Raw genomic sequence first — 26,064 nt, 5'->3', positions numbered from 1 at the left:
TTTAAGTTTTTCACAAATATAAGTAGTAGCAGTTAGTGATGTGCTTCATATTAGATTGATTATTTTTGCAAACTCATGGCTAGAGCACTTTCTATAGATTACGGTAAAAAAAGAACAGGCATTGCAGTTACAGATCCCTTGCAACTTATAGCATCAGGTCTTACCACTGTAAACACCTATGAATTAGTACCATTCATTGAAAATTATTTACGTAATGAGGAAGTAAGCACGATCGTAATAGGTGAACCTAAACAAATGAATGGTGAACCTAGTGAATTAGGAGATGTGATTGACGCTTTCGCGAAAGCGTTACAAGAAAAATACCCATCCATAGAAATTACGAGAGTGGACGAAAGATTTACTTCAAAAATGGCTTTTCAAACCATGATTGATAGTGGTTTGTCAAAATCCAAAAGGCGTAATAAAGCCCTGGTTGATGAGATCGCAGCAACAATTATTTTACAAACGTTTTTGGATAGTAAAATGTAAAACTTGCTGAAGCTGTAAATAAAAAAAGGTATAATGATAAGGTGAATGATGTTGAGGAAGGATATTGAAATCCTAACCGAAATGGGCCTTTAAATAAAAAAATATGATTTATCCAGTTGTCGCCTATGGCGATCCAGTTTTAAGAAAAGTCGCAAAGGATATTCCACAAGATTATCCAAAATTAAAAGAAATCATTGAAAACATGTGGGAAACCATGTATGGCGCTAGTGGAGTAGGTCTGGCAGCACCACAAGTAGGTATGCCACTACGATTGTTTGTTATTGATGCAACCCCATTTGCCGATGATGAAGAACTTACTGAAATGGAAAGAAACCAACTTACTGGTTTCAAGAAGGTTTTTATTAATGCTCAAATTGAAGAAGAAAATGGAGATGAATGGGCATTCAATGAAGGTTGTTTAAGTATTCCTAATGTAAGGGAAGATGTTTTTAGACCAGAAGAGGTTACTATTTCTTATTTAGACGAGAATTTTAATAAACATACAGAAACTTATACAGGTCTAGCCGCTCGTGTTATACAACATGAATACGATCACATTGAAGGAATATTATTTACTGATAAACTTTCAAGTCTAAAAAAGCGATTGATAAAAGGTAAACTGGCTAATATATCAAAAGGTAAGGTTCGTGTTGACTATAGAATGAGGTTTCCTGAATTAAAAGGAAGACGTTAACCATTAGTAAAATAGCTTTTACATATATTTGCCACCCAAAAAATAATTCGCAATGAGTTTAGATAACATTTTATCCATAACAGGAAAACCAGGATTGTATCAACTTAAATCAAAGGCACGTAGTGGCTTTGTAGTAGAATCTTTAATAGATAAGAAAACTTCGATTGTAGGAATAAACCACAATGTGAGCGTTTTAAAGGATATTTCCATATACACTTATTCTGAGGATGTACCACTTAAAGAGGTGTTCTCTAAGATAGCTGATAAAGAGGAAAAGGGACCTGCCATTTCTCATAAAGCCTCAAAAAATGAATTGCAAGATTATTTTTCACAGGTTTTGCCTGAATATGATGAAGATCGAGTTTATGCCAGCGATATTAAAAAGGTAATTCAATGGTATAATCTTTTACAGTCAAATGACTTGCTTGCTGCTCTTGATGAAGAGGAGTAGTCAATAAAGAAGAATTTAATTATAGAATCCTAGAAACATTATTGTTTCTAGGATTTTTTATTTTTTAAACAAAGGAATTCGGTATAGAATACCATACGTGTAACCTACGCCTATACCATTAAAATCATTGGTAACTCCAAATCCTGGAATGTGCAGATTATCAAAATCATCTGGAGTGCTCTCGTTGATTAGGAATTTTAATTGAACGTTTGCTATTAAATAAATGTTGTTAAACACTTCAACCTTCATTCCTCCTTGTACTTCAAACCAAATAGCAGTAAGACCAGTGAATTCTCGTTGTACTTGTTGACTTAATATAGGGAAAAGGGTATTGTCCGAGTTGTATTCATATCTGTACAATTCGTGACCAAAGCTAGCCACACCTATACGAGCACCACCGTATATCATATTGTCCATCTCTAACCAATTGTTGTAGAAATTATAATCAATTCCAGCTTTGAAGAAAGAACCACTTGTTTCATATTCAATGCGTTCTAGGTCTTTGGCAATAGTTTCATTACCTAATTCTCCAGCAACATATAAGGATGGAGTTAATCTAAAATCTCCTAGGATTTGAAAACCTTGATAATTGTCATCAAAGAAACTTCTTGCTAAACTAGCTGCATCTATTCCAACCCTTAATCCGTATTTTTTTTGAATAGAGTCTTGAGCTTGCTCGATTTCTTTCTCTTCTTGTGCTTGTAAAACCGTACAACACAGAAGGAGGAAAACTATATTAATGACGTATTTCAACATGAATAATTTGGTTGTCTTCAATGGTAGTTTCATTAACAACTACACTATTAATCCAATTGTTAGTACCAGTCTCAGGTGCAACTTGTGCTGTTAAATTATCATACACTACTCTAAAACCACACGCTCGACTTACGTACTCTTCTCTAGTATCAAAGGTAAAAGTAATGGCATCCTGATTTTCATTCTCATTTTCAATACGTTCAAATCTATATGTAACAGTATTTACATCAATCGGTAACGGTATTGATATTGAGTCTGTTGCAGTTAACAAAAGATCATTGGTAGAATTAAGAGGAACTTCGGTATCCACATTTTCCAATAAAACTCTCAGCTGTGAAACAACCTTGTTGTCTGATGGAATACTGCGATCTTTAAATACTATATTGATACGAGCGTTTGCTGGTTGATCCAGTGTGCATAAATCATCTTTTTCACATCCTGATACAAGGAAAAAAATGGCCCAAATCAGAATAAAAGTCGCCTTAAATTTACTCATTGATTAAACTTTCTAAAAGAGTAGTGGTTTTAGGGTAACTAGGTCGGTGAATGTAATCTGATTGAACTATTTCACCCTTCTTATTTATAATGGTGTAGGTAGGAAAGCCTTCCAGATTTATTTGTTCTTGAACAACTGGTCCTTCCTGATCATTTAAAAAGTAATGTTTTCCTTTAATATTAAATTGTGCAATACTAGGTAAGTAAGCTTTTTTCTCACTAGCATGACACAAGTAAACAAACTCAACATCATCTTTAAACTTTTCATGTAACGCTGGCGATGCTTCCTTAAATTCGGCTTTACAAGGTCCACACCAGGTTGCCCAATTATCAATGTAAATAACTTTTCCTTTGGAATTAGAAATAATTTCATTCAAATAATTTGACGGTTCTGTAGATGTGAATTCTAGAATTTCTGATTCCTTAGGTATTTCTGGGCGCTCAAGTAATTCTTTTTCCTTTTCATATTCTCTTTTCAAAATAGCTAGGAAATCACTTCCTTTAAGTTGCTGTTCAATAGCTTGTTGATTGTTTTGATAAAAATCCAAATCGTGATTTTCAAAGGTTTTTAAAGCAGTTGAAAAAGTAGCATATTGGTTAAGTACGGGCTTTGAGCTATCCTCTATAATTTGTTTTGATATAATAGAACTTAAGGAATCTGGTGCAACGCCTGGTTTGTCAAAGACTAGTCTTTCTCTTAAATAGTTTTTATAACTACTTGCAATAGCATTAGTTAATGCACCATAGGTAAGATCATCTTTAGTGAAATCTGGTAAGTTTTTCATGCCTTCAAAATATTCACTATCAATTGCTGGTATTTCTTTTCCTATGTAGTTAGCGTAATTTAAAAACTCTAATCTAGCATTGACTAGAAAGTATTTGTCGTTTGCATTGATTACTTTCTTGAACTCTTCTGGTATGTTGGGGTTATTAAGGTAATTCTTGTTGTATTGATGAAACTCATCTTCCTTTTTTAATAGATAAATATGTAAATCCATAGGATCCTTGTCGGCTCCTGGCTCATAAAATGGATCTACCTTGATGGGGTTATTCTCAAAATAGTTCTTTACAGCCATGAATTCTTTAGTGCGAGAACCATCTAACTTAATCGTGTTGTTCTCTGATTGTGCTCCGTTTACCGTTCCACTAATGGTTAATGAATCACCAGGAACTAGAAAAAGATTTATTTGTTGGCCTGCATAAGCTATTGCTGTAGTAGGATGTTCAATGTCTAGTGTAAGATTGAATGTGCCATTTTCATCAAATTGGGCTTGTGAGTTTTCGTATTTGTTTTGTTCACGATCAAAATAATAAACAATGAAAGAATCAGGAGCTTCATTAATACTATCCGTAAATACGATTGAACCATTTATTAATGTAGATGAAACGGCAGTATTCTCTTCTTTATTATCAACATCCTTTTTACAGCTTGCTACCAATAAAACTAGTGATAGTAACAAAACAATATTTTTCATAATTACGATTTTAAAGTAAGTAGCACTACATTCTCTACATGGTGCGTTTGCGGGAACATATCTACAGGTTGGATTTTATCAATTTTATAATGTTGATCTAATAACGCGAGATCACGCGCTTGTGTTGCACTGTTACAACTTACATATACAATTTTTGGTGCTTGTAAGTTAAGCAATTGAGCAACAACATCCTTATGCATACCATCTCTTGGTGGATCTGTTATAACCACATCTGGGGCACCATTTTCTTCAATAAATTGTTGAGTAAACACATTTTTCATATCACCAGCATAAAAGGTGGTGTTTTCTATATTGTTTACTTGCGCGTTTTCTTGCGCATCTTTAATAGCTACTTCGACCGCTTCAACACCTACCACGTGTTTTGCTTTTTTTGCTACAAATTGTGCTATAGTTCCAGTTCCTGTGTATAAATCATAGACTAATTCGTCTCCTTTTAATGACGCAAAATCTCTTGTTATTTTATACAATTCATAAGCTTGTTCACTATTTGTTTGGTAGAATGATTTGGCGTTTATTTTAAATTTTAAACCTTCCATTTCTTCCCAAATATGATCTTCACCATGGTAACAAATCACATCTTGATCATATATAGTGTCGTTTGCTTTTTCATTGATTATATATTGTAAAGATGTAATCTCTGGAAATTGTAATTTTAAGTGTTCAAGTAAAGCAATGCGTTTTGCTTCATCTTCTTGAAAAAACTGAATTACCACCATGTTCTCACCTGTTGACGCCATGCGCAGCATTAAGGTACGTAACAATCCTGTACGTTCTCTAGGATCGTAGTATGATAAATTTTCCGCTTTCGCGAAAGCGTGAACACTCAATCTTATCTTCTCACCAATAGCAGGATGTAAATGACACTCATCCAGATGTAAAATTTTATCCCACATACCAGGAATGTGGAATCCTAAAGCTTTTTTATCCTGAATCTCTTTGTCACTGTTTATCTCTTCAAGAGTAAGCCAGCGGTTTGCAGAAAAACTGAATTCCATTTTATTGCGATAGTGGTATTGTTTTGCAGAACCCAAAATAGGTGTCACACTAGGTAATTCTAGATGGCCTATTCTAGTAAGATTCTCTACAACTTCCTTCTGTTTAAAATGTAGTTGGTCCTCATACTTCATGTGTTGCCATTTACAACCACCACACACACTAAAGTGTTTACATACCGGTGTTGTACGACGATCACTCTTACTTATAAATTCTGTTACGCGGCCTTCATAAAAGGATCTTTTTTTCTTAAAGGTTTGAATGTTTACCACATCACCAGGAACCGCATCGGTAAGAAAAATCACCTCACCATCTTCAGTTTTTGCTACGCTTTTACCTTTAGCACCAGCATCAACCACAGGTACATTTAAAAAGGTTTTTTGTGCTCTTTTTCTTCTTTTAGACATAGGGCGTAAAATTAAACTTTATCTAGTGGAATTGAAGGTTTCTTAACGATATTTATTGGACAGTGCCTGTTAGATTTATTAACTTGCCCAACCAATAAATAGGAATAGTATGAACGTTCAAGTAGGAAATAAATCTCAACAATATATAGATCTAGAGGATAAGCATGGAGCTCATAATTATCATCCTTTACCAGTGGTTCTGGAACGAGGTGATGGAGTCTTTGTTTGGGATGTAGAAGGTAAAAAGTACTATGATTTTCTTAGTGCTTATAGTGCTGTGAATCAAGGTCATTGTCATCCAGCTATTGTTAATGCCATGATTGAACAGGCAAAAACATTAACACTTACCTCTAGAGCATTTCATAATGATAAGCTAGGTGTTTATGAAAAATATGTAACTGATTACTTCAAGTTTGACAAAGTTTTACCTATGAACACTGGCGCCGAAGCGGTAGAGACGGCTATAAAGATTGCGAGAAAATGGGCCTATGAAAAGAAAGGTGTTCAAGAACACGATGCACAAATAATTGTGTGTGAAAATAATTTTCACGGTAGGACAACAACTGTGATTTCTTTTTCTAACGATGAAAATGCAAGAAAAAACTTTGGACCTTATACTCCTGGTTTTATTAAGATTGCCTATGATGATACTGATGCCCTTGAAAAGGCATTACAACAAGATAATATAGCTGGATTTTTAGTTGAACCTATTCAAGGGGAAGCAGGAGTGTATACTCCTAGTGATGACTTCATGATGCGAGCAAAGGAATTATGCGCTCAATACAACGCTCTTTTCATTGCAGATGAAATCCAAACAGGTATTGCTCGTACTGGTGCTTTACTTGCTGTATGCGGTAAATGTTCCTGTGAAGGTCATTGTGAAAGACAAGAAACGTACTCACGTCCAGATATTTTAATTTTAGGTAAGGCATTATCCGGTGGAGCTTATCCTGTAAGCGCTGTTCTTGCAGATGATGAAGTTATGAATGTTATACAACCTGGGCAGCATGGAAGTACTTTTGGAGGTAACCCTATTGCTGGTGCAGTAGCAATGGCGGCACTTGATGTTGTAAAGGATGATAAGCTAGCGCAAAATGCTAGAGAATTAGGTAATTACTTTAGAAACCGAATTAATGAATATATCGAAACTACCGATACAGTAACTCTAGTAAGAGGTCGTGGACTTCTTAACGCTATTGTTGTAAATGATTCGGAAGAAAGTGATACTGCATGGAATATTTGTTTACGTTTGAGAGATCATGGTTTACTAGCAAAACCTACTCATGGTAACATCATAAGATTTGCTCCTCCTTTGGTAATGACAAAAGAGCAGTTAGATGATTGTATTGAGATAATTATTAAAACTTTAAAGGAGTTTGAGTAAATTGCTACACAAATAAATTAAATAATATGCAAGATCCTTTCAATCAACCTGAAAACCAAAGACCAGTAGGACAACCTCCTAAAACCTATTTAGCTGAATCAATAATTGTGACTATTTTATGTTGCTGGCCATTAGGAATTCCAGCAATTGTAAACGCAGCAAAAGTAGATAGACTGTGGAATCAAGGTATGTACAATGAATCTAGACAAGCATCAGAAAAAGCAAAACAATGGTGTATTTACAGTGCTATAGGAGCAGCTGTGTTTATAGTACTTTATTTACTTTTTGTTCTTTTGGTAGTAGGATTGGACAACATTTAAATGAGTCTTAAAAGATTCTTTTTTATTGCAATTACAGTCACTTTTATAAGTGGCTGTTTTTATATTTACTATTCCTATAATCCATCAAATACAGCATTATTCCCAAAGTGTCCTAGTAAGGTGGTGACTTCTTATGATTGCCCAGGTTGTGGTTCGCAACGAGCAATACACGCTATACTTCATGGAGATTTTAAAACAGCTTGGGATTTAAATGCTCTATTATTTTTTTAATTCCTTATATAATCTTAGTTCTTTTAATGGAACATACATCTATGATTCCTATAAAATATCGTAAATATTTGATTGGGAAGTGGCCTATCTTAATATTGCTTATGAGCATTATTGTTTTTACTATTTATAGAAATGTATAAAATAAAAAAGGCCCGCGTTAGCGAGCCTTTTTTTGAGTAATGTTAGAATATTATCTACAACCTGCTTGTTCCATTGCGTCGTACAATGGTGCTAGTTGTTCCTCGGTCACATTAGGTTGATTAAGGGCGAAATCTATGTACCATTCGTAAAACTCACATTGGTTCATGTAAAATAAAACCAGAACTACCAATCCTATTATAGATAGTATTAATGAAATGATGGCAACCGTTTTAGCCGACTTCATTGCTTTTCCATTTGTATAGGCTTCCGGGTTTTGATTGTATTTTTTAAGTTCTTTATTTGCTATAACAAGAGCAATTATAGCTGCAATTGTCCCTATACCATAAAAGCAGCAACATAAAAATCCTGCTACAGATAAAAGGTATACAGCCGTTGTGTTTAATTTTTGCATGATATTAAAATTTAAAAAGTAAAGGCTCTATTTAAAGAGCCTTTTAATTTATTATATAATAACTACTTATTCTTCGTCTTCAATATTGTCTAATTGATCTTCCATAGCATCAATCATTTCATCTGGAGCTCCAATTGATCTATAAAAATCAATTCCCTGCTCTAAACGTTCTCTTTCACTATATGCAAAATATGTGTAAGCGGTGTAAGCTGTTACCAGTCCAGAAACAATTAAGGATACTAAAGCTACGGTTTTTGCAGTTTTCATAGCTTTACCATTACTGTAAGCTTCAGGGTTTTCATTATATTTTTTCAGTTCCTTGTTTGCGATAATAAAAGCTATTAAAGCTGCCACAAATCCTAGTCCCCAGGCGCAACAACATAAAAATCCTACAATGGATAAAATGTAGACTGCGGTTGTGTTGAGTTTTTGCATGATGATAAATTTAGGTTAATTGAATTATAGGTTTAAAAGTAAGTCCAAAAGTTACGTTATTCTAAATAAGTTTTCAAAAAACTTTTAAAAGATAATTAACTAGTATGGTTCCTATAGTAAGTACAGTCAAAACTAATTTAATTTTTTCTCCATGCTTGATTTTAATGAAGAAATCTATAATCAACACAGAAAAAAGTAAGAAAAGAAAGTATATGGCTGGATACATGTAAAAAGCATTTACAAATTCACCTTGAAGTAAAAAAGAAATGGACCGCTGGATTCCACATCCAGGACAGTCCATTCCTAATATTTTTTTACTCATACAAGGCAGCATCCAGCTGTCATCTAGGATGAGGTTTATATTCATGTTTAATTAGCAATACTTATTTTGATAGCTGCTTCTTTGTTTGCCTCGGTAGTTACTTTAACTATGTATAAGGCGCTCGACAAGGTTGCAGTGTTAAACGTGTATTCTGTTTGAGCTGTAGATGGTTTTTCATTAAAAATTAATCGTCCAGAAAGATCATACAACGATATATTAGAAACCTTTTGCAGCTCTGGATTATATACAGTTAAGTTTTGTTTTCTGTTATTTTGAAATACTGTGAAGCCTAGTTCGTCAATAGTATCATTAGATAAAGTGTTGCTAGTGTCTTTAAATCTAATCTCAAAACGATCCATTGACGCATGACCTGAAGGTAATTGTATCCCTTGTGAGCTTCTCGTTATGTTATAATACACATCATCAATGGTGTCATAAATATAAATATTGTTAGGCGTAAAATTAATTTGTTCTACAACTGAAAAATTGAAAGTAGCATCATTAGATGCGTTTTGATCAACTAGTAGTCCTAGAGGAATGCCCATGTCTTCATCATATTTTTGACCTGCAATTGAAAACGCACCACCTTCTACATTAACAAAAATATCAGTATCCAAGAGCCCTGGAACTCTAGCATCCACAGCTGAGTCGTAGTTAAGAGAAAGGTTGTCTCTAAAGGTTAATAATAATTGTCTAGTGTAAGTATCATTAATGATTACATTCATTCTAAATTTAGGCGACTGGTTAGCATAAGCACTATTTTGTGCGCCACCGTTTCCAGAACCTCTTAGCATTAAGGAGTTACCACCACTTTCTCTAACAAAATCTCTTTGAGTGTTAGTAAATACGATTTGGTCTTCCCCATTAGCTCCTGATGGTAAAGCCGTTCCGGTAGTTAAATTAGCAGTAGGAGGGAAATAAGTTCCATTAGGAGCGGTAAAACCGCTTGCATTTCGTCTTATCATAAATCCTTGTCCTACAGGAGCGTATCTAAGTGTTGCTCCTACTGGGCTTGCTAGTCCAGGTGATGTATTGGTAATTGGATTACCACTATTGTCGTATGAATAAAAGGCAGCAGGAACATAATTACCTTCAGTAGCAAATATCCCTGATCCTGGTGCCGTTACATCATATCCATCAGGTGAATAAATACCATATCCTCCTTCATATGCAGTAAGCATGTGACTACCAGAGGCATTAGACTGCCAGAATAAAATAGATGGATCTAACTTTGTGTCATCTACTGTAGCAACTTCTGCAGGATCGCTTCCTACACCATATCTTACAGTGGAATTTTCAAATAAAAATTGTTTTAAATCAAGTGCGCTTGGATAAGGATTACCTACTAGTGAAACCTCATCATCTGCCACACCTACGGTAATATTACCATTATTAGGACGTCCTCTAAAATCATATCGTTGTCCGATTTGACCATTTTGATATTCTCTAAGATTAGGATTTACTGCAATCCCATTAGTTCCAGAAACACCTTTCATGCTAAAACCATATCCAGCATTCACAAAACCACTACCACCTAGATAATTCCATCCTGAATAGGCATTTCCTGGTATTGCGTTTCCTGCACTGTCATAATTGTATATCCATCTACTTGCAATTTCAAGAGGATTGGTTGCTGTCCCATCATCTGAAACACCATCACGAGCATTATAATTTAAGAAATTAGCGTTTTCTGCAGTAATAGTCCTATTGAAATAATTTTCATCATCGGCAGCTGTTCCAGTAAGGATTCCTGTAGGATAATAGATTTGAGTCATTGAAAAACCTTCGTTTCCAGATGCTGTTGCCACATCACCTACTGGTGCAGACCAATAGTTGTAATTAAACTGATCAGCGGTACCTTCTTGGAAAATAGAAATAAAGCCGTCACCAGCATTACTTACATTGTCATTTTGAATAAGTTGCGCTTCTTCTCTTAGGTAAATTCTAGAGTCGGCATCATTTAAATCAATGCTTCCTTTAGAAAATAGATTGACTCCTTGAGAATAGATGAAATTATCACCTACCACAACAACTTGGGCAGCTGCGGTTATTGCGTATATGCTTAAAAATGCGGTAATTATAAAATTTTTCATACTACTCTTATTATAGAACAAAAATAAACTTTTACCATAGAAATCTTAAAAATTATGGTTAAAAGACCATGTTTCAATGTGGTTTATCGATAAAAGGACTATTTTTGAGCCCAAAACGATGGTCAAGCAATCCATAAACGGTATTTTAATTTTTTTAGGTGGAGTTCTACTTGCTTACGCTCTCATTGATGAAAATACTTCGGTATACATAAAAATTATTGGATTAGTTTTGTTGATGTTTGGGGCTTATAGAGCAAGTCAACATTGGGTTAAAACTAAAGATGATCATCTAGATTCTGATGAGTCGTAAATTCAAAAAAGGGGATAGGATAACCTTTATCGACGACGATGTACGTGGTGTTGTCGCTTTCGCGAAAGCGGATTCACTTACCATAATTACAGATGAGGAAATAGAAATCCAAGTAGATCCCAAGCAGGTTATTCTAGATCAAACATTCCAAATAGGTGCCGTGGATATCTCTATGGCAGAAGAGCCTAAGAAAAAACAATCGAAAAAAAGGAAAAAAGGGCAACTACCACCGATAGAAGTCGATTTGCATATTCATCAACTAACTAATAAGGATGCTTACATGCAACCGCATGAAAAGTTAGATTTACAACTGCAGGTAGCTCGTTCTAAAGTGGAATGGGCTCTACAAAACAGAATTCCCAAATTAATTTTGATCCATGGAGTGGGAACTGGTGTATTAAAAACCGAGCTCGAGTATTTACTTAATCGTTATGAGCATTTAACTTATTATGATGCCGACTTCAAGAAGTACGGACTGGGTGCAACTGAAGTGTATTTCTATCAAAACAAGTCCTAGTTTGTTATTACTGTATTTACTTCGCCGGTAGTTTCAATGATAAGTACGGGAGAAATGTAGGTTCCAAAATCAAAAGTTCCTAGTAATACCTCATTGTTGCCATCGGTTAGAATCAAATTGGATATTGTAATATCAAGATTCGAGGATCTGCTATAACTATTAGGGATAGCGGTATCTATGGTTGTTGTAAATGTATCGCTTACAGCAGGATTCAGGTAGTTTGGAATTCCATTTGTTATGTCATTTCTCGGGTTTAGATCACCGTCAACATCTTCTTGTGAGGTAAGGATTCCATCGCCGTCATCATCTGTGTCTAGGTAATCCAAAATCCCATCACTGTCTGTATCACGACTGAGAGCTAGATCTATCATGCCATTGGTGATTACCACGCCTTCATCTACTGTAGGTACGTTGTCACCATCATCATCTAGATCTATTATATCAGGTATGCCATCATTGTCGTAGTCTCCAGTTTCAAGTTCGTTAGGTATACCGTCATTGTCTGTTTCACTATTAGTTATTGTGACAATTGAAATATCACCAGCTGTTGCTGTAAACACATCTAGTACGTCAATTCCTTGAATGGGAATATTATTACAGTAATAATCAGATGGGATATCATCTGATAATTTGCGGTATTCAATAGAGTTGTTAGTTCCTACTGAGTAGTTTCCATAGGTGTTGTTTTCCAATAAAATACCGTCGGTCGTAGAAAACTGAATGAAGATTGTTTCTTGACCGTTGTTTTTGTAAAAAATGTATTCATTACTATTCAAAAAATCAGATTCGCATGCATCAACTGATACATTTTCAAAATCAAATTCTTGCACGATAACATCGCCATCATCGCAGCTAAAAAGAAAAATGGGTAATAAGTAAAGTAACTTCTTCATGGATACAAAAATAGAACTTAAGTATTAACGTGAGTTACTATATAATATTCTTAATTAATTTATTTTTGCTGTTATGAGAAAAGTATATCTAGACAGCGCAGCAACAACTCAAATGAGACCAGAAGTTATTGAGGAAATGACGAAGGTAATGACCGAAGTTTATGGTAACCCTAGCTCAACTCACAGTTACGGAAGAGAAGCCAAATCTTTGATTGAAACGGCAAGAAAGAATGTTGCAAAGGTATTGAACGTAAGTGCTGCCGAGATCATTTTTACATCTGGTGGTACTGAGGCTGATAACCTTGCTATAATAAGTTGTGTGCGGGACTTAGGTGTTACTAGAATTATTTCGACGCCTATTGAACATCATGCTGTCTTATACGCTATTGATCAAGCCTGTGAAAAACATAGCGCTACTAAGGTTCATGTAAGATTAAAAGAATGTGGAACGCCTGACGAAGAACATCTAGAGGAATTGTTGAAAGAGTCAGATGAGAAAACGCTAGTTTCTTTAATGCATGTGAACAATGAAATAGGAAATAAAATAGATATAAAATCAATAGCAAAATTATGTAAACAGTACAATGCTTTGTTTCATAGTGATTGCGTGCAATCTATTGGTCACTATGAATTAGATTTTTCAGAAATTCCCGTAGATTTTACAGCCGTGAGTGCTCATAAGTTTCACGGTCCTAAAGGAGTGGGATTTGCTTTTGTAAGGAAAGGATCAGGATTACAAGCATTAATTGTAGGTGGTTCACAAGAGCGTGGTGTAAGAGCTGGTACTGAAAGTGTTCATAATATAGTAGGCCTAGACAAATCATTACAAATGGCTTATGATAATCTAGAAGAAGAAAGAAGTTACGTTCTAGAACTTAAAAATTACTTCAAAGACCAATTAATAAGTAATGTGCCAGGTATAAAATTTAATGGTAATTGTTCCAAGGAAGATAAAAGCACCTTTACCTTATTGAATGTGTGTTTACCGATTCCTGCAGACAAGGCTGCGATGCTTCTTTTTACTTTAGACCTGAAAGGAATTGCTTGCTCAAAAGGAAGTGCGTGTCAAAGCGGAGCACAAAAAGGAAGTCATGTGCTTAGTAACGTTCTTAAAGGAGAGGATTTAAATAAACCTAGTCTAAGATTTAGTTTTTCCATCTACAATACTAAAGAAGAATTGGATTACGTAATAAATGTTCTCAAGGAGTATATCGAGCAATTTTCAACTGCTACAGTCTAGCTAGTAATCTTATATTAAAAACTCTAGGAGTTAATCTTACAGGCACCGCGTATTGTGCCTGACTTGCTACATCTCTCACCCAAAGATTTGATATTTGATTTTCGTAATTGAATATGTTATAGATTTGAGCACCTATAGAAAGTTCGGTAAAGTTGGCTAACCAGCTGTCATCTCTAGCAACTTTGTTAGGTCCTACAAGCTCGAGTTGTACGCCAAGGTCTGCTCTAAAATAATCTTTAAGCCTAAATTGAAAATCATAAGGATCTGCATAACTAGGTGATCCGCCTGGTAACCCTGTACTATAAACCATATTCAAATAGGCTCTTAAGTTAGGTATTGTAGGAACATAATCTTGAAATAGGAATGCAGCCTTTAGTCTTTGATCAGTAGGTCGATCAATAAATCCTCGATTGTCCAAATTTTCTTGGGTACGCATATATGCAAGAGAGATCCAGCTTTCAGTTCCTTTGATAAACTCGCCATTCATTCTTGTTTCTATCCCGTAAGCATAGGCCGTAGCATTGTTGTTTGCTCTATATCGTAGCCTAACATTTTCAAGAGTGTAGGTATTCACATCCCATAAATCTTTATAATAAACCTCGGTAGTCAGTTTAAATGGTCTTATTTCGTCTTTTTTAGAAGACCAATTAAAACTCCAGTCATTCCCTAGAACAATATGAACTGATTTTTGTGCCTCGACTTGTGGTTGCACCGTTCCCTGTTGATCTCTTAACTCTCTATAAAAAGGTGGTTGATGGTATAATCCACCGGACAGCCTGAACAACATATCTGTTTTCTTCCAATACGGTTTTATAGCAAATTGAGCTCTAGGAGAAAATACAGTTTGAGTATTACTATCAACTCCATCACCGGCTACAGTCCATGTATGAGATCTTATCCCTGCATTCCAGAAGGTTTCGTGATCTCCTAGATATCCACGACTACTATATTGTATAAAAGCCTGTACTCGATCGATGGTAATATCATTATCGGCCCTTGCAGATTCAAACGGTACTAAAGGAGCTGTATATGAAAAATAAGGTTGTTGGTTTCTAAATTCTGGTAATGGTGGCCTTACGCTAAATCCGGCGCTATCTATAACCGTATATTCCCTTAACCTATCTCTAATGTCTTCCTTGTTAAATTTAATACTAGCATCGATAACGTCTTTATTTTTTTTGGAGCTAGGTATGGTGTAAGTTGATTTAAGTTGTGCAGTAGTGATAAGTGCATCTAGATTATTACGTCCATGATCTAGTTCGCTTCCTATGGAGGTTGTAAAATCTACTTCTCCTAGATCACTTCCTCCAATATCTGTATTTGGACGACCTATGCTATACCTTGCAAGAATGTCATAGTATTCCTGTTCTTGAGTGTGATAAACACTAGATATTAACCTTACATTCAAGTTATCATTAACATCATAACTGGCTTTTATTGCGCCAAAGTAGGTCTCGTACCTATCGTTTTCTTGACCGTCATAGTCAATAATTAAAGCTTGAGCATCGTTTACTGTACCAAAATTTGTTTGAGAGGTAAGTGGTTCAAATTCATAATCATTGATAGCAATATTTCCCAGGAAGCTTAATTCAAATTTAGGAGATAACTGATAGGTGAGGTGTGTTTGAGCATCAAAAAACCTTGGAATGGTAATGGCTTCAGTTTCTCTAGAGTTCACAAATAAGCTATTGTCTCTATATCGTACTCCTAGAGTTGCTGTTAACGCTTTCGCGAAAGCGGTACCTTCTACATAACTATTTACACCTAATAAAGAAGCGTCGATTCCAGCAGCAAATTGGGTAGGGCGACGGTATTCAATATCCAAAACAGAGCTTAACTTATCACCGTATCGTGCTTGAAATCCACCAGCGCTAAATTTCACATCTCGTACCAAATCAGAATTGACAATACTCAACCCTTCTTGTTGACCACTACGTATAAGAAAAGGTCTGTAAACCTCAATCTCATTTATATAAACTAGATTTTCATCAAAATTTCCACCTCTTACATTGTATTGAGTGCTCAATTCATTGTTACTACTAATACTAGGTAAGGATTTAAGAAGATTTTCAACACCAGGTTGAGCGCCTATCATATTTCTTATAATGGCAGGTTTAATTTTTGTAATCCCTCTAAGTTCATTGTCTCTAATCGCATCTATTTCGATTGGCTTAAATTCCTCAATAGTAGATTTAATAACCGGATTAAGTTCAAAAACCTGATTGTTTGCGAGCTTTAAATTTTTTATGATAATAGTTTCATAACCAATTGCAGAAAACTTTAATTCGAGTAATTCGTTTGCTGGCACTATGATTTTATAGAAACCGCTGTTGTCCGTTGCGTTACCAATTGAGGTGCCTGTAATGCTTACATTAATGTCACCTACTGGTAAGTTTTTTTCGTTTAGAATAACACCGGTAATTGTGGCATTTTGACTAAATGAAAGAAATGATAATAATAAAAAAACCGAGGTTAAAAGCTGTTTCAAAAATTAGTTTTTACGGTAAAAGACTGCATCAAATGTAGTGCTATTTCCCACATTATCCGTTACAATCACTTTTAGGTTGTTTTCTCCATCTTTAACGACTCCATCTTCAAAATCGTGTACCAGTAATTTTGTTTTATAGTCGTACTCCATTAAAATGAATTCTCCATTAACTGTTGCACGATATCCTTTGATACCAGTTTGTGCATCATCAATTTTAATTTTCAAAGTCTTATGATTGGATATCCACTGTTTGTTTTTAAAGCTAATTGGGGTAATGGTAGGTGGCGTGTAATCCTTGCTTACTGCATAGGTGCCAAAGTATCTGGTGCTACCTGTAAGAACTCCATTTTTAATTTTTGAAGAAGTGTAGTAAACGCTTCCCCAATCAGTAACTCGTCCTATATAATACTGTTTGAGATTTTCTTCCTTTTTAGATTTTAGGTTGTAATTGATATAAATATTCTTGTGTAAGGGTATTTCATCCTGATGAATTTTTACTGTATCGCTATTTACTTTGATATCTAATAAACTGTTCTGGTAAAGAGCTCCTTTAGGGATTGACACATTAAAAGCACCGTCGTTGTAAGTAAAACTTTCTCTATGATTTACATAAGACAAATGCGAATTGTCTGGAATCATTCTTTCTCCTGGTGGTTGATCAGTGGTGATTTTTAAATGAATGTTGGTTGTGTTGTCTTTGAAGTCCATTATTTCAACTTTAAGTTGATTGGTTACACCGGCATCATAACAACTTAAAACACCATAATCTATATGATCTTCATAGAGACTTAAAGGAGAACCTTCTGGAATAAACAATTTTGTAATTCGACTTTTAGTCTTTTTAAAATGGTTATAATCGATAAGACGGTTTAAATATCGAGTCTCATTAAAAGCATAGGTGTCAAAAGTGATTTGAAAATTTTTAGTGCCGTTAAGGTAGGATTTAATGCGGTAAACTCCATTTTGGTTAGCGGCTCCATTCTGTCGATCATTAGTGTTTACTCCTATACCTATTTGCCCATAGGCTTTGAAATTTTCCGTTTTAAAATCGCCATTTTTTAAAGGGATCAATCTTATCAATTCGGGTTGATTGCGACCATTGATGGTGCTGTTTTCATCTAGAGGATAGGCCATAACCTGTTTAACAATAGGAGCCTTGGTGTCTGGGATTTCTATATCCATTAACATTGGATTGATCGGTTTTGCAGCACTATCCCTTATTTCAAAATGTAAGTGAGGACCACCGCTACCACCACTATTTCCGCTATAGGCGATTATATCTCCTTGGTCTACTCGTAACTCTAAGTCTGTTGGAAACAGTTGGATTTCAAAACTTTCTTTTTCATATTGCCTTTTCTTTACGTATTCCTCTATTCTGGGAGCAAATTTTTCTAGGTGCGCATAGACACTAGTATAGCCATTGGGATGCGTCACGTACAAAGCTTTACCATAACCGTATCTTTCAATTTTAATACGGCTCACATAACCATTTGCCACAGCATACACTTTGGCACCAGTTCTTTGATTTGTTTTTATGTCTAGACCACTATGAAAATGATTTGACCTTAACTCACCAAAAGTCCCACTTAGTTTCATGTCTATATCTAAAGGGTTGATAAAATATCCTTCTAGAATTTTTTTGTTGGTTTGGCTTTCGCCGAAATGGAACATGCACAGTATGAAAAAGGTAGAAATAAATAAACGTTGCATCATGGCACTAATATAGGTTTAGCAGGATTAATTTTACAAATAATGTCAAAGTTTGTTCCACTTTTGTTTGAAATCTCTAGGTATAATTTTAGATTTGTAAATACAGCAGAAAATAATGCCGTATGAATGATCTAACATCTCAACTTTCTTCTATAGAGTTAAAAGTAAAGACTTTATTACAAGAAAATGCTAGGTTGCGACAGGAGTTAATGGATGAAAAAACACTTACTTCAACATTGGAAAAAGACAATAATGAACTTTTACAATCGTTAAAAGCAACAGAGGATAAGATGGTAGCTCTCAAAACGGCAAACGCAATGCTGGGTAGTGACGAGTACAAAACAAAAACAAAGCTCAAGATAAATGCACTTGTTAAAGAAATTGATAAGTGTATAGCTCAACTTACGTAAACTATGAGTCAGAGGCAAAAAGTCAAAATTTCTATTGCAGATAGAGTTTATCCTCTTACCATAGAACCTTCTCGAGAAGAAGGTCTTCGTATAGCTGCAAAGAATATAGAAAAAATGATACAACAGCTGGAGAATAATTATGCCGTAAGGGATAAACAAGATGTTCTAGCTATGTGTGCTCTACAGTTTGCAGCTCAAGCAGAGCAAATTAAAATAGATAAGAATAGTGATGTTGAAAATGCTAAAAAAATGCTGGATAATATCGAGCATTTACTAGATAATCACCTTTCTTAAGACGTTCTTTTAAAATAATAAAGTTACTACCTGCACTGGTTCAATTTTTTGGTGAACTCAACACTATAATTCTTTAAAAAAGGTGAGTCGTGGTTGTAAAAGCATGCTGGTCATAATGCCAGACCCTTGATCAATCAGTTAGCCTTAAACTTTATTTAAGGAGTTCATTCAAAACCCAACTAGTGCAGGTTTTTTTATATATAGTCAACAACCATGGATACAACAGGTATAATAATCGCCATAGTGGCGCTAATAATAGGATTAGCAATAGGATTTTTAATTGCAAAATCTATAATTGAAAAAGGAAAAGCATCAAAAATTATTGCCGATGCAAAAAAGGAAGCAGACAGCCTTCTAAAAGATGCCGAAATTAAAGGCGAAAAGCTTTATAATGATAAAACCTATAAAGCAAAGGAAAAATTCATCGAGCTCAAATCAAAGCATGAGAAGGAAATCATGCAGCGAGAAAAGAAAATGAACGACGCCGAAAAGAGAACTCGAGATAAAGAGTCAAAGGCTTCAAGTGAATTATCAAAAAATAAAAAACTCAATCAAAGTTTAGAGGATAAACTTAAGGATGTTGAAAGTAAGCGTGCAAGCGTTTATAAGCGTCTAGATGAGGTTGAAAAGCTGCACGAATCTCAAGTAAAGCAGCTTGAAGTTATAAGTGGAATGTCTGGTGAAGATGCAAAGAAACAACTTGTAGAGTCACTTAAGGATAAGGCAAAGACAGAAGCCATGAGCATTATCCAGACAACTATTGAAGAAGCCAAAATGACTGCTCAGCAAGAAGCACGTAAAGTTATTATAAACACTATTCAGCGTATAGGGACAGAAGAAGCTGTAGAGAATTGTGTTTCTGTCTTTAACCTAGAAAGTGATGATGTTAAAGGTCGTATTATAGGTCGTGAAGGTCGTAATATCAGAGCGATTGAGGCGGCAACTGGAGTTGAAATAATAGTAGATGACACTCCAGATGCAATTATCTTATCTTGCTTTGATGCAGTAAGAAGAGAAGTAGCTAGACTTTCCTTGCATAAATTAGTAACTGATGGTAGAATTCACCCAGCTCGTATCGAAGAGGTAGTTCGTAAGACTCGTAAACAAATAGACCAAGAAATAGTAGAGGTAGGTAAACGTACCGTTATTGATTTAGGAATTCACGGTCTTCATCCTGAACTAGTAAAAATGGTAGGTAGAATGAAGTATCGTTCTTCCTACGGTCAAAACTTATTACAGCACAGTAGAGAAGTAGCCAAATTATGTGGAACCATGGCGAGTGAACTAGGACTTAATCCTAAACTAGCTAAACGTGCAGGTCTTCTGCACGATATAGGTAAGGTACCTGAAACGGAAGATGAAACTCCTCACGCTATTCTCGGTATGAAACTTGCCGAAAAAAATGGTGAAAAACCTGAAGTTTGCAATGCTATTGGTGCTCACCATGATGAAATCGAGATGACATCTCTATTGTCACCTATAGTACAGGTTTGTGATGCCATAAGCGGTGCTAGACCAGGTGCACGTAGACAAGTTCTGGATTCTTATATTCAACGATTAAAAGACCTTGAAGATATAGCCTTTGGTTTTCCAGGAGTAGAAAAAGCTTATGCCATTCAAGCTGGTAGAGAATTACGAGTTATGGTAGAAAGCGAGAAAATTAATGATGAAAAAGCGGCACAGCTTTCTTTTGAGATTTCTCAAAAAATCCAAACGGACATGACCTACCCTGGTCAGGTAAAGGTTACTGTAATCCGAGAAACGAGAGCGGTAAATATTGCCAAGTAATTTAAAAATGCTAACAAATAATAAAACCGTTCTGATCTCTCAGAACGGTTTTTTAATTTGATTTAGAAAAATCCCCTACAACCTTCCTAAACCTCATAAGTTTTTTGGCTTATGATTTTGAGAATCAGCTCATTTTTTTGTGAAGTAAAAGTCCCCTAACTCTCTTACTTCATGAACTTGATTGCTTTCTCTTTGTCAAAGATGAGAAGAATATCTATTTCAAAAAATACCCCATATAGGGTAAATTTTTATTCGTTATAAATATTGTCATATCCCTTTTCTGGAACTTCAAAGAATTTCCCTGTTACATATCTGTAATGACGATCTAGATTTGAAAGCTCTTTCAAATCTTCCTTGTCAAAATTTACAGCGGCAGCAGCTAGATTTTCTTTAATACGCCCTTCATTTGTTGATTTAGGAATAACCGCTGTACCACGATTTGCTGACCAGTTGATAAGCACTTGACCTTCACTAGCATTGTGTTTTTGAGCAATGTTTTTGATCGCATCAAGTTCAAACATGTTGGGCTCATCAGCTTGTTTCATACCTTCGGATCTGTCACCACTACCCAATGGAGAATAAGCTGTTAAGTGAATTCCATTTTTACTGCAGTATTCAAAAAGCTCGTTTTGTTGTAGCAAAGGGTGTAACTCAACTTGATTCATTTCAGGAGTCTCGTCAGTCTTACTCATTAAGTCTTCAAGCTTTTGGATTGAGAAATTGGAAACTCCTATATGTTTTGCCTTTCCTTTTTGCTTCAATTCGGTCATAGCTTCCCACGTTTTATGGATAGGAGCTTCATCGGGTGTTAAGTAATCCTCAGGTTTTTCAGGGTTTTTTACATCGGGTTTAAATGCAACGGGCCAGTGAATTAGGTATAAATCTAGGTAATCCAGTTGCAAGTCTTTCAAGGTTTGATCTAGGGCAGGTTCAACATGTTCTGGTAAGTGAGCGTTGTTCCATAGCTTTGATGTGATCCATACATCTTCTCTTTTTATTTCTCCCTTTGAGAAAACCTCATTGAAAGCCTCACCAATTTCTTTTTCATTTCCATAAATGGCAGCACAATCTATGTGTTTATACCCGTTTTCTAGTGCTGTGATTACGGCTTTTTTCACTTCACCTGGTGCAGATTTCCATGTACCTAAACCTATAGCCTGGAGTTCATCTCCATTTCTAAATTTTAATGTTTTCATTTTTGTTTTTTGTTAAAGTTAGCTTTCGCGAAAGCGATACCCAAAAATGAATGCTAGTTTATAAAAACTTTAATAGGTTACTGTTTTGCCCAAGGATGATATTGATGAATCACTTGTTCTAGGTGCTTGCGGTCAACGTGCATGTAAATTTCGGTTGTGGTGATACTTTCGTGCCCCATCATGGCCTGAATCGATCTTAAATCGGCACCATTTTCTAGTAGATGAGTGGCAAAGCTGTGTCTAAAAGTGTGTGGACTTATAGTTTTTTTAATACCTGCGAGTTGCGTTAATTGCTTTATTATATGAAAAATCATAGCCCTGGTAAGACCTTTTCCTCGACGATTAAGAAATAAAGTGTCTTGATGTTTTAGGTCTATTTTTTGATGAACGCGTACTTCATCACGATATAAGTTGATCTCCTTAATAGTATATTCACTTACAGGGACAAACCGCTGCTTGTTACCTTTACCTATAACTTTAATAAATCCTTCCTCAAAAAGTAGGTCACTTAATCTTAATGTAATTAATTCACTTACCCTAAGACCACATCCGTATAATGTTTCAATGATAGCGCGATTGCGTTCACCTTCTGGGGTAGATCTATCTATGGCAGCGAGTAGTTGATCAATTTCTTCAAGGGTAAGAGTATCTGGTAGCTTGCGTCCTATTTTTGGACTTTCAATCAAATCCATAGGTTGGTCTTCTCTATAATTCTCTAATATTAAATAGAGAAAAAAAGCTTTTAAACTACTTGTTATCCTTGCTTGTGAACGTGGCTTAATTTCTTTAGATATATGATAGATAAACTCTTTAAGTTGTTCACTGGAGATGTTTTCTGGTTTCACAGTTTGATCATTGTCAATAAGGTAATTCTTGAGTTTATTGAGATCCCTAGTGTATGCTTTTATAGTGTTTTCTGATAGTCCACGCTCGATTCTAGAGTAAGATTTAAAGCTTTTTATTATAGAATCCCAAGCGTTGTATTTCATTTATATTCAATTAATTATGATCTTAAAAAGGGCTTTGTCATTAACTAGTTTTAACAGCTCTTAAAAATAATTTAAGTTATGTGTGTTTAAATTTCTAGTAATCTTGTGCAACAAAAATAAATAACTATGAAAAAATTACTTTTTACAATTGCTTTAGCGGTAAGTGCTATTACTGTTCAGGCACAAGAAATCGACTTTGGAGTTAAAGGTGGTGTAAACTTTGCAAAGTTGCAAGGAGATGCTGTTGAAGATACTGATGGTCGTACTGGTTTCCATGTAGGTTTAACAGGTGAATACATGTTCAATTCTTCTTTTGGGTTGCAAGCAGAGGCTATTTACTCACAACAAGGTTTACAATCGGAAGCAAATGGGGTAGAGAGTAAGTTAAAGTTGGATTATATCAATATTCCAATTTTGGCTAAATTTTACATTGCAGATTCTGGTTTTTCAATCGAAGCAGGACCACAATTTGGAATTCTAGTAAATGATGAGTTCACACAAGAAGGCGGACTAGTAGATGTAGAACAAGACGCTGATGCCGAAGAGTTGGATCTAAGCGCTGGTGGTGGATTTGCATATAAATTCAAAGAGGGAACATCGCTCGAAGGATTTATGATAAGTGCTCGTTATATGATTGGTTTGAACAATGTGTTTGAAGATAATGATACGTTTGGAGATGATATCACCAACTCTAACCTTCAACTTTCAATAGGATACAAGTTCTAGAACGATAAGGAAAAAGAAAAATGAAAGGCCTGTTATTTATTAGATAACAGGCTTTTTTAAGTTTACGCTTTCGCGAAAGCGTAACTACCGATATATTTACCATATGAAAGTACTTATACTTAATGGACCTAATTTAAACTTGCTAGGGAAACGCGAGCCAGAAGTTTATGGAGCAGAAAGTTTTGATGATTATTTAAAAGCTTTAAGGGCAAAACTACCTCATGTCACTATTGAATATTACCAAAGTAATGTAGAAGGTGAGTTGATCAATCAATTGCATAAAGCCGATGATCATGGATACGAGGTGATCTTATTTAATGCAGGCGCATACACGCATACATCGGTTGCGATAGCTGATGCTGTTGCAGGAATAACCACACCAATTATTGAAGTTCATATCTCAAATGTGATGAAAAGAGAAGAGTTTAGACATGTGTCCTATATATCTAAACATGCCGCAGGAGTGATAAGTGGTTTTGGATTATTAGGTTATGAATTAGGTATGCATTATCTATCCATAAGATAATAGTGCATTAATATTCTATTAACAATAACCTCATTTCAAACAGATATTTTTACTTCATTATTATTTTAAACAATCAATCATGAAAAAAATGATATTTGTAGCTGCGTTTGCAGTATTTGGAATGGGTATGTCAAACGCTCAAGAGGAAAATACAGGTGGTTACTCCCAAGGCGATTTATTTGTTACTGGATCAATTGGAATAAGTACAGAAAGTACTGGCGATCGTAAAGAAAACACTTTAGAATTCGCACCATCAGTTGGATATTTTGTTTCTGACAACATCGCTATAGGATTAGGATTAGGATTATCATCTTCTACATTTGAGGAGCCTGGAGTCGTTGATTTTGAATCAACTACAATAGCTATCGAGGCTGCAGGAAGATACTATGTAACTCCAAGTAGTCAATTTTCTTTATTTGGACAATTATCGGTTGCTTACCTTTCTGTTGAAAACGAGCAAGGTGCTTTTGAATCTAATACCGATGGTTTTGGACTAGGTATTGCTCCAGGTGTTAGTTATTTCATTTCAAACAACTTTGCGCTAGAAGCGACAGTGGGAATTTTAAGCTATTCATCTGTTGAGCTAGATGGAGCTTCTGATTCTACTAATTCATTTGATTTAGGTCTTAATTTTACTAATGTTAATTTGGGATTAGTATACAAATTCAATTAATAGATCATTTACAGAAATTAAAAAGCCCGTTGAGTTTTCTCAACGGGCTTATTTGTGTTAACATAATTTTCACATTATGGTAGTAGCATGGAAATTAGTTTTACTCCGTAATTTTAAAAAATCAACCAAATGAAAAAAATTCTTTTAACGGTATTGTGTGTCGCTGGTTTTGCCTTTACAACAGATGCTCAAAATGACAAAGGTGACTTTACTCTTGCTCCTCAATTAGGATTAAACCTTTCCAACTACAGAAGTAATGTAGATTTAAACAATGATTTGAGAGTAGCTATGGTAGTTGGAGTAACTGGAGACTACTATTTTAGTGATCGATGGAGTTTTAGAACTGGATTACTGTATGATGCAAAAGGAACTGATGTTGAAAATAATATTGATAAGCTTAATTATTTATCTATTCCTTTGCAAGCAAACTTTCATTTTGGGGATAACAGAAACTGGTATGTGAATTTTGGTCCTTCTTTAAATGTATTATTAAGTGCAAAAGGTGAGCTTTCTGATGGTAGTGAGATTGATTTAAAGGATCAAGTCTCTAGCCTAGATATAGGTTTAGGTTACGGGATAGGATATAAATTTGATGTTTCGGAGAATACAGAATTATTTTTCCAAGCCCAAAGTTTTTATGGACTAAGCCGAATCAATGAAAACAATAATGATTTTGGTCAGGATATCAAGTTGTTTAACATCTCAACAGCTATCTCTGCTGGACTCATATTTGACTTATAATTAAAAATAAGTGTAATAAAAAAGCCCGTTGAGTTTTCTCAACGGGCTTTTTTTTAAATTTTAAATTTACAGTCCAGGATAACTTCCTGTAATAATCTCTATACCATCGATCACCCATCCTACAACGAAGAATCCAAATGTGATAATGAATAGAACATTCCAGTACCATGGGCTCTTTAAGAACCATCTGTGTGCTGCAAATCCTCCTAGGAAAAACCATAAAAGAATAGCAACTGTTTGATCCTCTGACCAAGCAACCGCAGCGGGAGAAGTTAATGTTGTTGTAGCTACTTCCATCGTTTCTGTATCGCTAATTGCTACAGTTTCAGAAACAACTTGTCTTTCAACTGGGAATGAGGCAAAGGCAAATTGACTCATTACCATGAATAAACCTACTAATACTAAAGTAAATTTTGTTTTCATAAAATTTGTTTTATTGGTTAC

The 26,064-nt window shown here is 35.1% G+C and carries 30 protein-coding genes and 1 other RNA gene; 17 read left to right on the top strand and 14 right to left on the bottom strand.

The window, feature by feature from the left end:
- Positions 1-75: 75 nt before the first annotated feature.
- From ruvX to BST93_RS13240, 3 genes are all read left to right on the top strand, one after another.
- Complete coding sequence (ruvX, locus tag BST93_RS13250; RefSeq protein ID WP_060524059.1) at positions 76-489, top strand: Holliday junction resolvase RuvX; 414 nt, start codon at positions 76-78, stop codon at positions 487-489.
- A gap of 103 nt (positions 490-592) precedes the next feature.
- Positions 593-1,183, top strand: coding sequence for a peptide deformylase (gene def / locus BST93_RS13245; RefSeq protein ID WP_105019539.1), 591 nt, complete (start codon positions 593-595; stop codon positions 1,181-1,183).
- Positions 1,184-1,235: 52 nt separating this feature from the next.
- On the top strand, positions 1,236-1,634 hold the full coding sequence (locus BST93_RS13240; protein ID WP_042277534.1) for a DUF5606 family protein: 399 nt from the start codon (positions 1,236-1,238) through the stop codon (positions 1,632-1,634).
- A 57-nt stretch (positions 1,635-1,691) separates the two neighbouring features.
- Here BST93_RS13240 and BST93_RS13235 read toward each other — a convergent pair whose 3' ends face one another.
- The 4 genes from BST93_RS13235 to rlmD are packed head-to-tail and all read right to left on the bottom strand — an operon-like array spanning position 1,692 to position 5,781.
- Complete coding sequence (locus BST93_RS13235; protein WP_105019538.1) at positions 1,692-2,390, bottom strand: DUF6048 family protein; 699 nt, start codon at positions 2,388-2,390, stop codon at positions 1,692-1,694.
- The gene (locus BST93_RS13230) at positions 2,371-2,886 is read right to left on the bottom strand and encodes a DUF6452 family protein (protein ID WP_042277539.1); all 516 of its coding nucleotides are present in this window, start codon (positions 2,884-2,886) and stop codon (positions 2,371-2,373) included. The genes BST93_RS13235 and BST93_RS13230 overlap by 20 nt, the downstream gene beginning before the upstream one ends.
- On the bottom strand, positions 2,879-4,360 hold the full coding sequence (locus tag BST93_RS13225) for a TlpA family protein disulfide reductase (RefSeq protein ID WP_105019537.1): 1,482 nt from the start codon (positions 4,358-4,360) through the stop codon (positions 2,879-2,881). Before BST93_RS13225 ends, BST93_RS13230 begins: the two co-directional genes overlap by 8 nt.
- 2 nt (positions 4,361-4,362) lie before the next feature.
- On the bottom strand, positions 4,363-5,781 hold the full coding sequence (gene rlmD, locus BST93_RS13220) for a 23S rRNA (uracil(1939)-C(5))-methyltransferase RlmD (RefSeq protein WP_085775157.1): 1,419 nt from the start codon (positions 5,779-5,781) through the stop codon (positions 4,363-4,365).
- A 109-nt stretch (positions 5,782-5,890) separates the two neighbouring features.
- Here rlmD and rocD point away from each other — a divergent pair, with 109 nt between their 5' ends.
- The 3 genes from rocD to BST93_RS13205 are packed head-to-tail and all read left to right on the top strand — an operon-like array spanning position 5,891 to position 7,716.
- On the top strand, positions 5,891-7,165 hold the full coding sequence (rocD, locus tag BST93_RS13215) for an ornithine--oxo-acid transaminase (protein ID WP_105019536.1): 1,275 nt from the start codon (positions 5,891-5,893) through the stop codon (positions 7,163-7,165).
- Positions 7,166-7,191: 26 nt separating this feature from the next.
- Positions 7,192-7,485 (top strand): CD225/dispanin family protein, encoded by a 294-nt coding sequence (locus tag BST93_RS13210; RefSeq protein WP_042277545.1) that lies wholly within the window; start codon positions 7,192-7,194, stop codon positions 7,483-7,485.
- Positions 7,486-7,716: a DUF2752 domain-containing protein gene (locus tag BST93_RS13205; protein ID WP_105019535.1), complete on the top strand. Its 231-nt coding sequence runs from the start codon at positions 7,486-7,488 to the stop codon at positions 7,714-7,716.
- Positions 7,717-7,906: 190 nt separating this feature from the next.
- Here the strand turns inward: BST93_RS13205 and BST93_RS13200 are convergent, their stop codons facing one another.
- From BST93_RS13200 to BST93_RS13185, 4 genes are all read right to left on the bottom strand, one after another.
- Positions 7,907-8,269 (bottom strand): CCC motif membrane protein, encoded by a 363-nt coding sequence (locus BST93_RS13200; RefSeq protein WP_042277548.1) that lies wholly within the window; start codon positions 8,267-8,269, stop codon positions 7,907-7,909.
- Positions 8,270-8,335: 66 nt separating this feature from the next.
- Positions 8,336-8,704: a CCC motif membrane protein gene (locus BST93_RS14575; RefSeq protein WP_240919409.1), complete on the bottom strand. Its 369-nt coding sequence runs from the start codon at positions 8,702-8,704 to the stop codon at positions 8,336-8,338.
- Positions 8,705-8,777: 73 nt separating this feature from the next.
- Positions 8,778-9,071 carry a DUF2752 domain-containing protein gene (locus tag BST93_RS13190; protein ID WP_042277552.1) on the bottom strand — a complete coding sequence of 98 codons (294 nt, stop codon included), beginning with the start codon at positions 9,069-9,071 and terminating at the stop codon, positions 8,778-8,780.
- Positions 9,072-9,073: 2 nt separating this feature from the next.
- Entirely contained in the window at positions 9,074-11,119 is a 2,046-nt protein-coding gene (locus tag BST93_RS13185) for a T9SS type A sorting domain-containing protein (protein ID WP_105019534.1), read from the bottom strand.
- Positions 11,120-11,237: 118 nt separating this feature from the next.
- On the opposite strand from BST93_RS13185, the gene BST93_RS13180 reads away from it, so the two are divergent.
- Together BST93_RS13180 and BST93_RS13175 are read left to right on the top strand one after the other, a co-directional pair.
- Positions 11,238-11,429, top strand: coding sequence for a hypothetical protein (locus BST93_RS13180; RefSeq protein ID WP_105019533.1), 192 nt, complete (start codon positions 11,238-11,240; stop codon positions 11,427-11,429).
- Complete coding sequence (locus BST93_RS13175) at positions 11,419-11,946, top strand: Smr/MutS family protein (RefSeq protein ID WP_105019532.1); 528 nt, start codon at positions 11,419-11,421, stop codon at positions 11,944-11,946. The genes BST93_RS13180 and BST93_RS13175 overlap by 11 nt, the downstream gene beginning before the upstream one ends.
- Here the strand turns inward: BST93_RS13175 and BST93_RS13170 are convergent.
- Positions 11,943-12,839, bottom strand: coding sequence for a hypothetical protein (locus BST93_RS13170; RefSeq protein ID WP_105019531.1), 897 nt, complete (start codon positions 12,837-12,839; stop codon positions 11,943-11,945). The genes BST93_RS13175 and BST93_RS13170 overlap by 4 nt on opposite strands.
- A gap of 73 nt (positions 12,840-12,912) precedes the next feature.
- Between BST93_RS13170 and BST93_RS13165 the strand changes: the two genes are divergently transcribed.
- Complete coding sequence (locus BST93_RS13165; RefSeq protein ID WP_105019530.1) at positions 12,913-14,079, top strand: cysteine desulfurase family protein; 1,167 nt, start codon at positions 12,913-12,915, stop codon at positions 14,077-14,079.
- Here the strand turns inward: BST93_RS13165 and BST93_RS13160 are convergent.
- Both BST93_RS13160 and BST93_RS13155 read right to left on the bottom strand, forming a co-directional pair.
- Entirely contained in the window at positions 14,069-16,567 is a 2,499-nt protein-coding gene (locus tag BST93_RS13160) for a TonB-dependent receptor (protein ID WP_105019529.1), read from the bottom strand. The two genes, BST93_RS13165 and BST93_RS13160, sit on opposite strands and share 11 nt — an antisense overlap.
- A gap of 3 nt (positions 16,568-16,570) precedes the next feature.
- Positions 16,571-18,280, bottom strand: a complete 1,710-nt coding sequence (locus BST93_RS13155; protein ID WP_258150547.1) for a M23 family metallopeptidase — start codon at positions 18,278-18,280, stop codon at positions 16,571-16,573.
- Between the two features lie 119 nt (positions 18,281-18,399).
- On the opposite strand from BST93_RS13155, the gene BST93_RS13150 reads away from it, so the two are divergent.
- From BST93_RS13150 to rny, 4 genes are all read left to right on the top strand, one after another.
- Positions 18,400-18,687, top strand: coding sequence for a hypothetical protein (locus BST93_RS13150; RefSeq protein WP_042277567.1), 288 nt, complete (start codon positions 18,400-18,402; stop codon positions 18,685-18,687).
- Between the two features lie 3 nt (positions 18,688-18,690).
- Entirely contained in the window at positions 18,691-18,981 is a 291-nt protein-coding gene (locus tag BST93_RS13145) for a cell division protein ZapA (RefSeq protein ID WP_042277571.1), read from the top strand.
- 55 nt (positions 18,982-19,036) lie between these two features.
- A non-coding RNA gene (gene ssrS, locus BST93_RS13140) (6S RNA) lies at positions 19,037-19,147 on the top strand.
- A 47-nt stretch (positions 19,148-19,194) separates the two neighbouring features.
- Positions 19,195-20,769: a ribonuclease Y gene (gene rny, locus BST93_RS13135; protein WP_060524081.1), complete on the top strand. Its 1,575-nt coding sequence runs from the start codon at positions 19,195-19,197 to the stop codon at positions 20,767-20,769.
- 248 nt (positions 20,770-21,017) lie between these two features.
- On the opposite strand, the gene BST93_RS13130 is transcribed toward rny, so the two are convergent.
- Both BST93_RS13130 and xerD read right to left on the bottom strand, forming a co-directional pair.
- Positions 21,018-21,965, bottom strand: coding sequence for an aldo/keto reductase (locus tag BST93_RS13130; RefSeq protein ID WP_105019528.1), 948 nt, complete (start codon positions 21,963-21,965; stop codon positions 21,018-21,020).
- Positions 21,966-22,042: 77 nt separating this feature from the next.
- Positions 22,043-22,954 carry a site-specific tyrosine recombinase XerD gene (xerD, locus tag BST93_RS13125; RefSeq protein WP_105019527.1) on the bottom strand — a complete coding sequence of 304 codons (912 nt, stop codon included), beginning with the start codon at positions 22,952-22,954 and terminating at the stop codon, positions 22,043-22,045.
- Positions 22,955-23,080: 126 nt separating this feature from the next.
- Between xerD and BST93_RS13120 the strand changes: the two genes are divergently transcribed.
- The 4 genes from BST93_RS13120 (at position 23,081) to BST93_RS13105 (ending at position 25,620) form a co-directional block, all read left to right on the top strand.
- Positions 23,081-23,680, top strand: coding sequence for a porin family protein (locus BST93_RS13120; protein WP_105019526.1), 600 nt, complete (start codon positions 23,081-23,083; stop codon positions 23,678-23,680).
- A gap of 103 nt (positions 23,681-23,783) precedes the next feature.
- The gene (gene aroQ, locus BST93_RS13115) at positions 23,784-24,206 is read left to right on the top strand and encodes a type II 3-dehydroquinate dehydratase (RefSeq protein ID WP_105019525.1); all 423 of its coding nucleotides are present in this window, start codon (positions 23,784-23,786) and stop codon (positions 24,204-24,206) included.
- A 79-nt stretch (positions 24,207-24,285) separates the two neighbouring features.
- The gene (locus BST93_RS13110) at positions 24,286-24,879 is read left to right on the top strand and encodes an outer membrane beta-barrel protein (protein WP_105019524.1); all 594 of its coding nucleotides are present in this window, start codon (positions 24,286-24,288) and stop codon (positions 24,877-24,879) included.
- Positions 24,880-25,008: 129 nt separating this feature from the next.
- The gene (locus BST93_RS13105; RefSeq protein WP_105019523.1) at positions 25,009-25,620 is read left to right on the top strand and encodes a porin family protein; all 612 of its coding nucleotides are present in this window, start codon (positions 25,009-25,011) and stop codon (positions 25,618-25,620) included.
- A 66-nt stretch (positions 25,621-25,686) separates the two neighbouring features.
- On the opposite strand, the gene BST93_RS13100 is transcribed toward BST93_RS13105, so the two are convergent.
- Positions 25,687-26,043, bottom strand: a complete 357-nt coding sequence (locus BST93_RS13100; RefSeq protein WP_105019522.1) for a TM2 domain-containing protein — start codon at positions 26,041-26,043, stop codon at positions 25,687-25,689.
- Positions 26,044-26,064: the final 21 nt, after the last annotated feature.

Source organism: Nonlabens tegetincola (assembly GCF_002954355.1).
In the GTDB taxonomy this organism is placed as follows: domain Bacteria; phylum Bacteroidota; class Bacteroidia; order Flavobacteriales; family Flavobacteriaceae; genus Nonlabens; species Nonlabens tegetincola.
The sequence above is the reverse complement of the archived record's forward strand: the minus strand, read 5'-3'. Positions and strand labels throughout refer to the sequence as shown.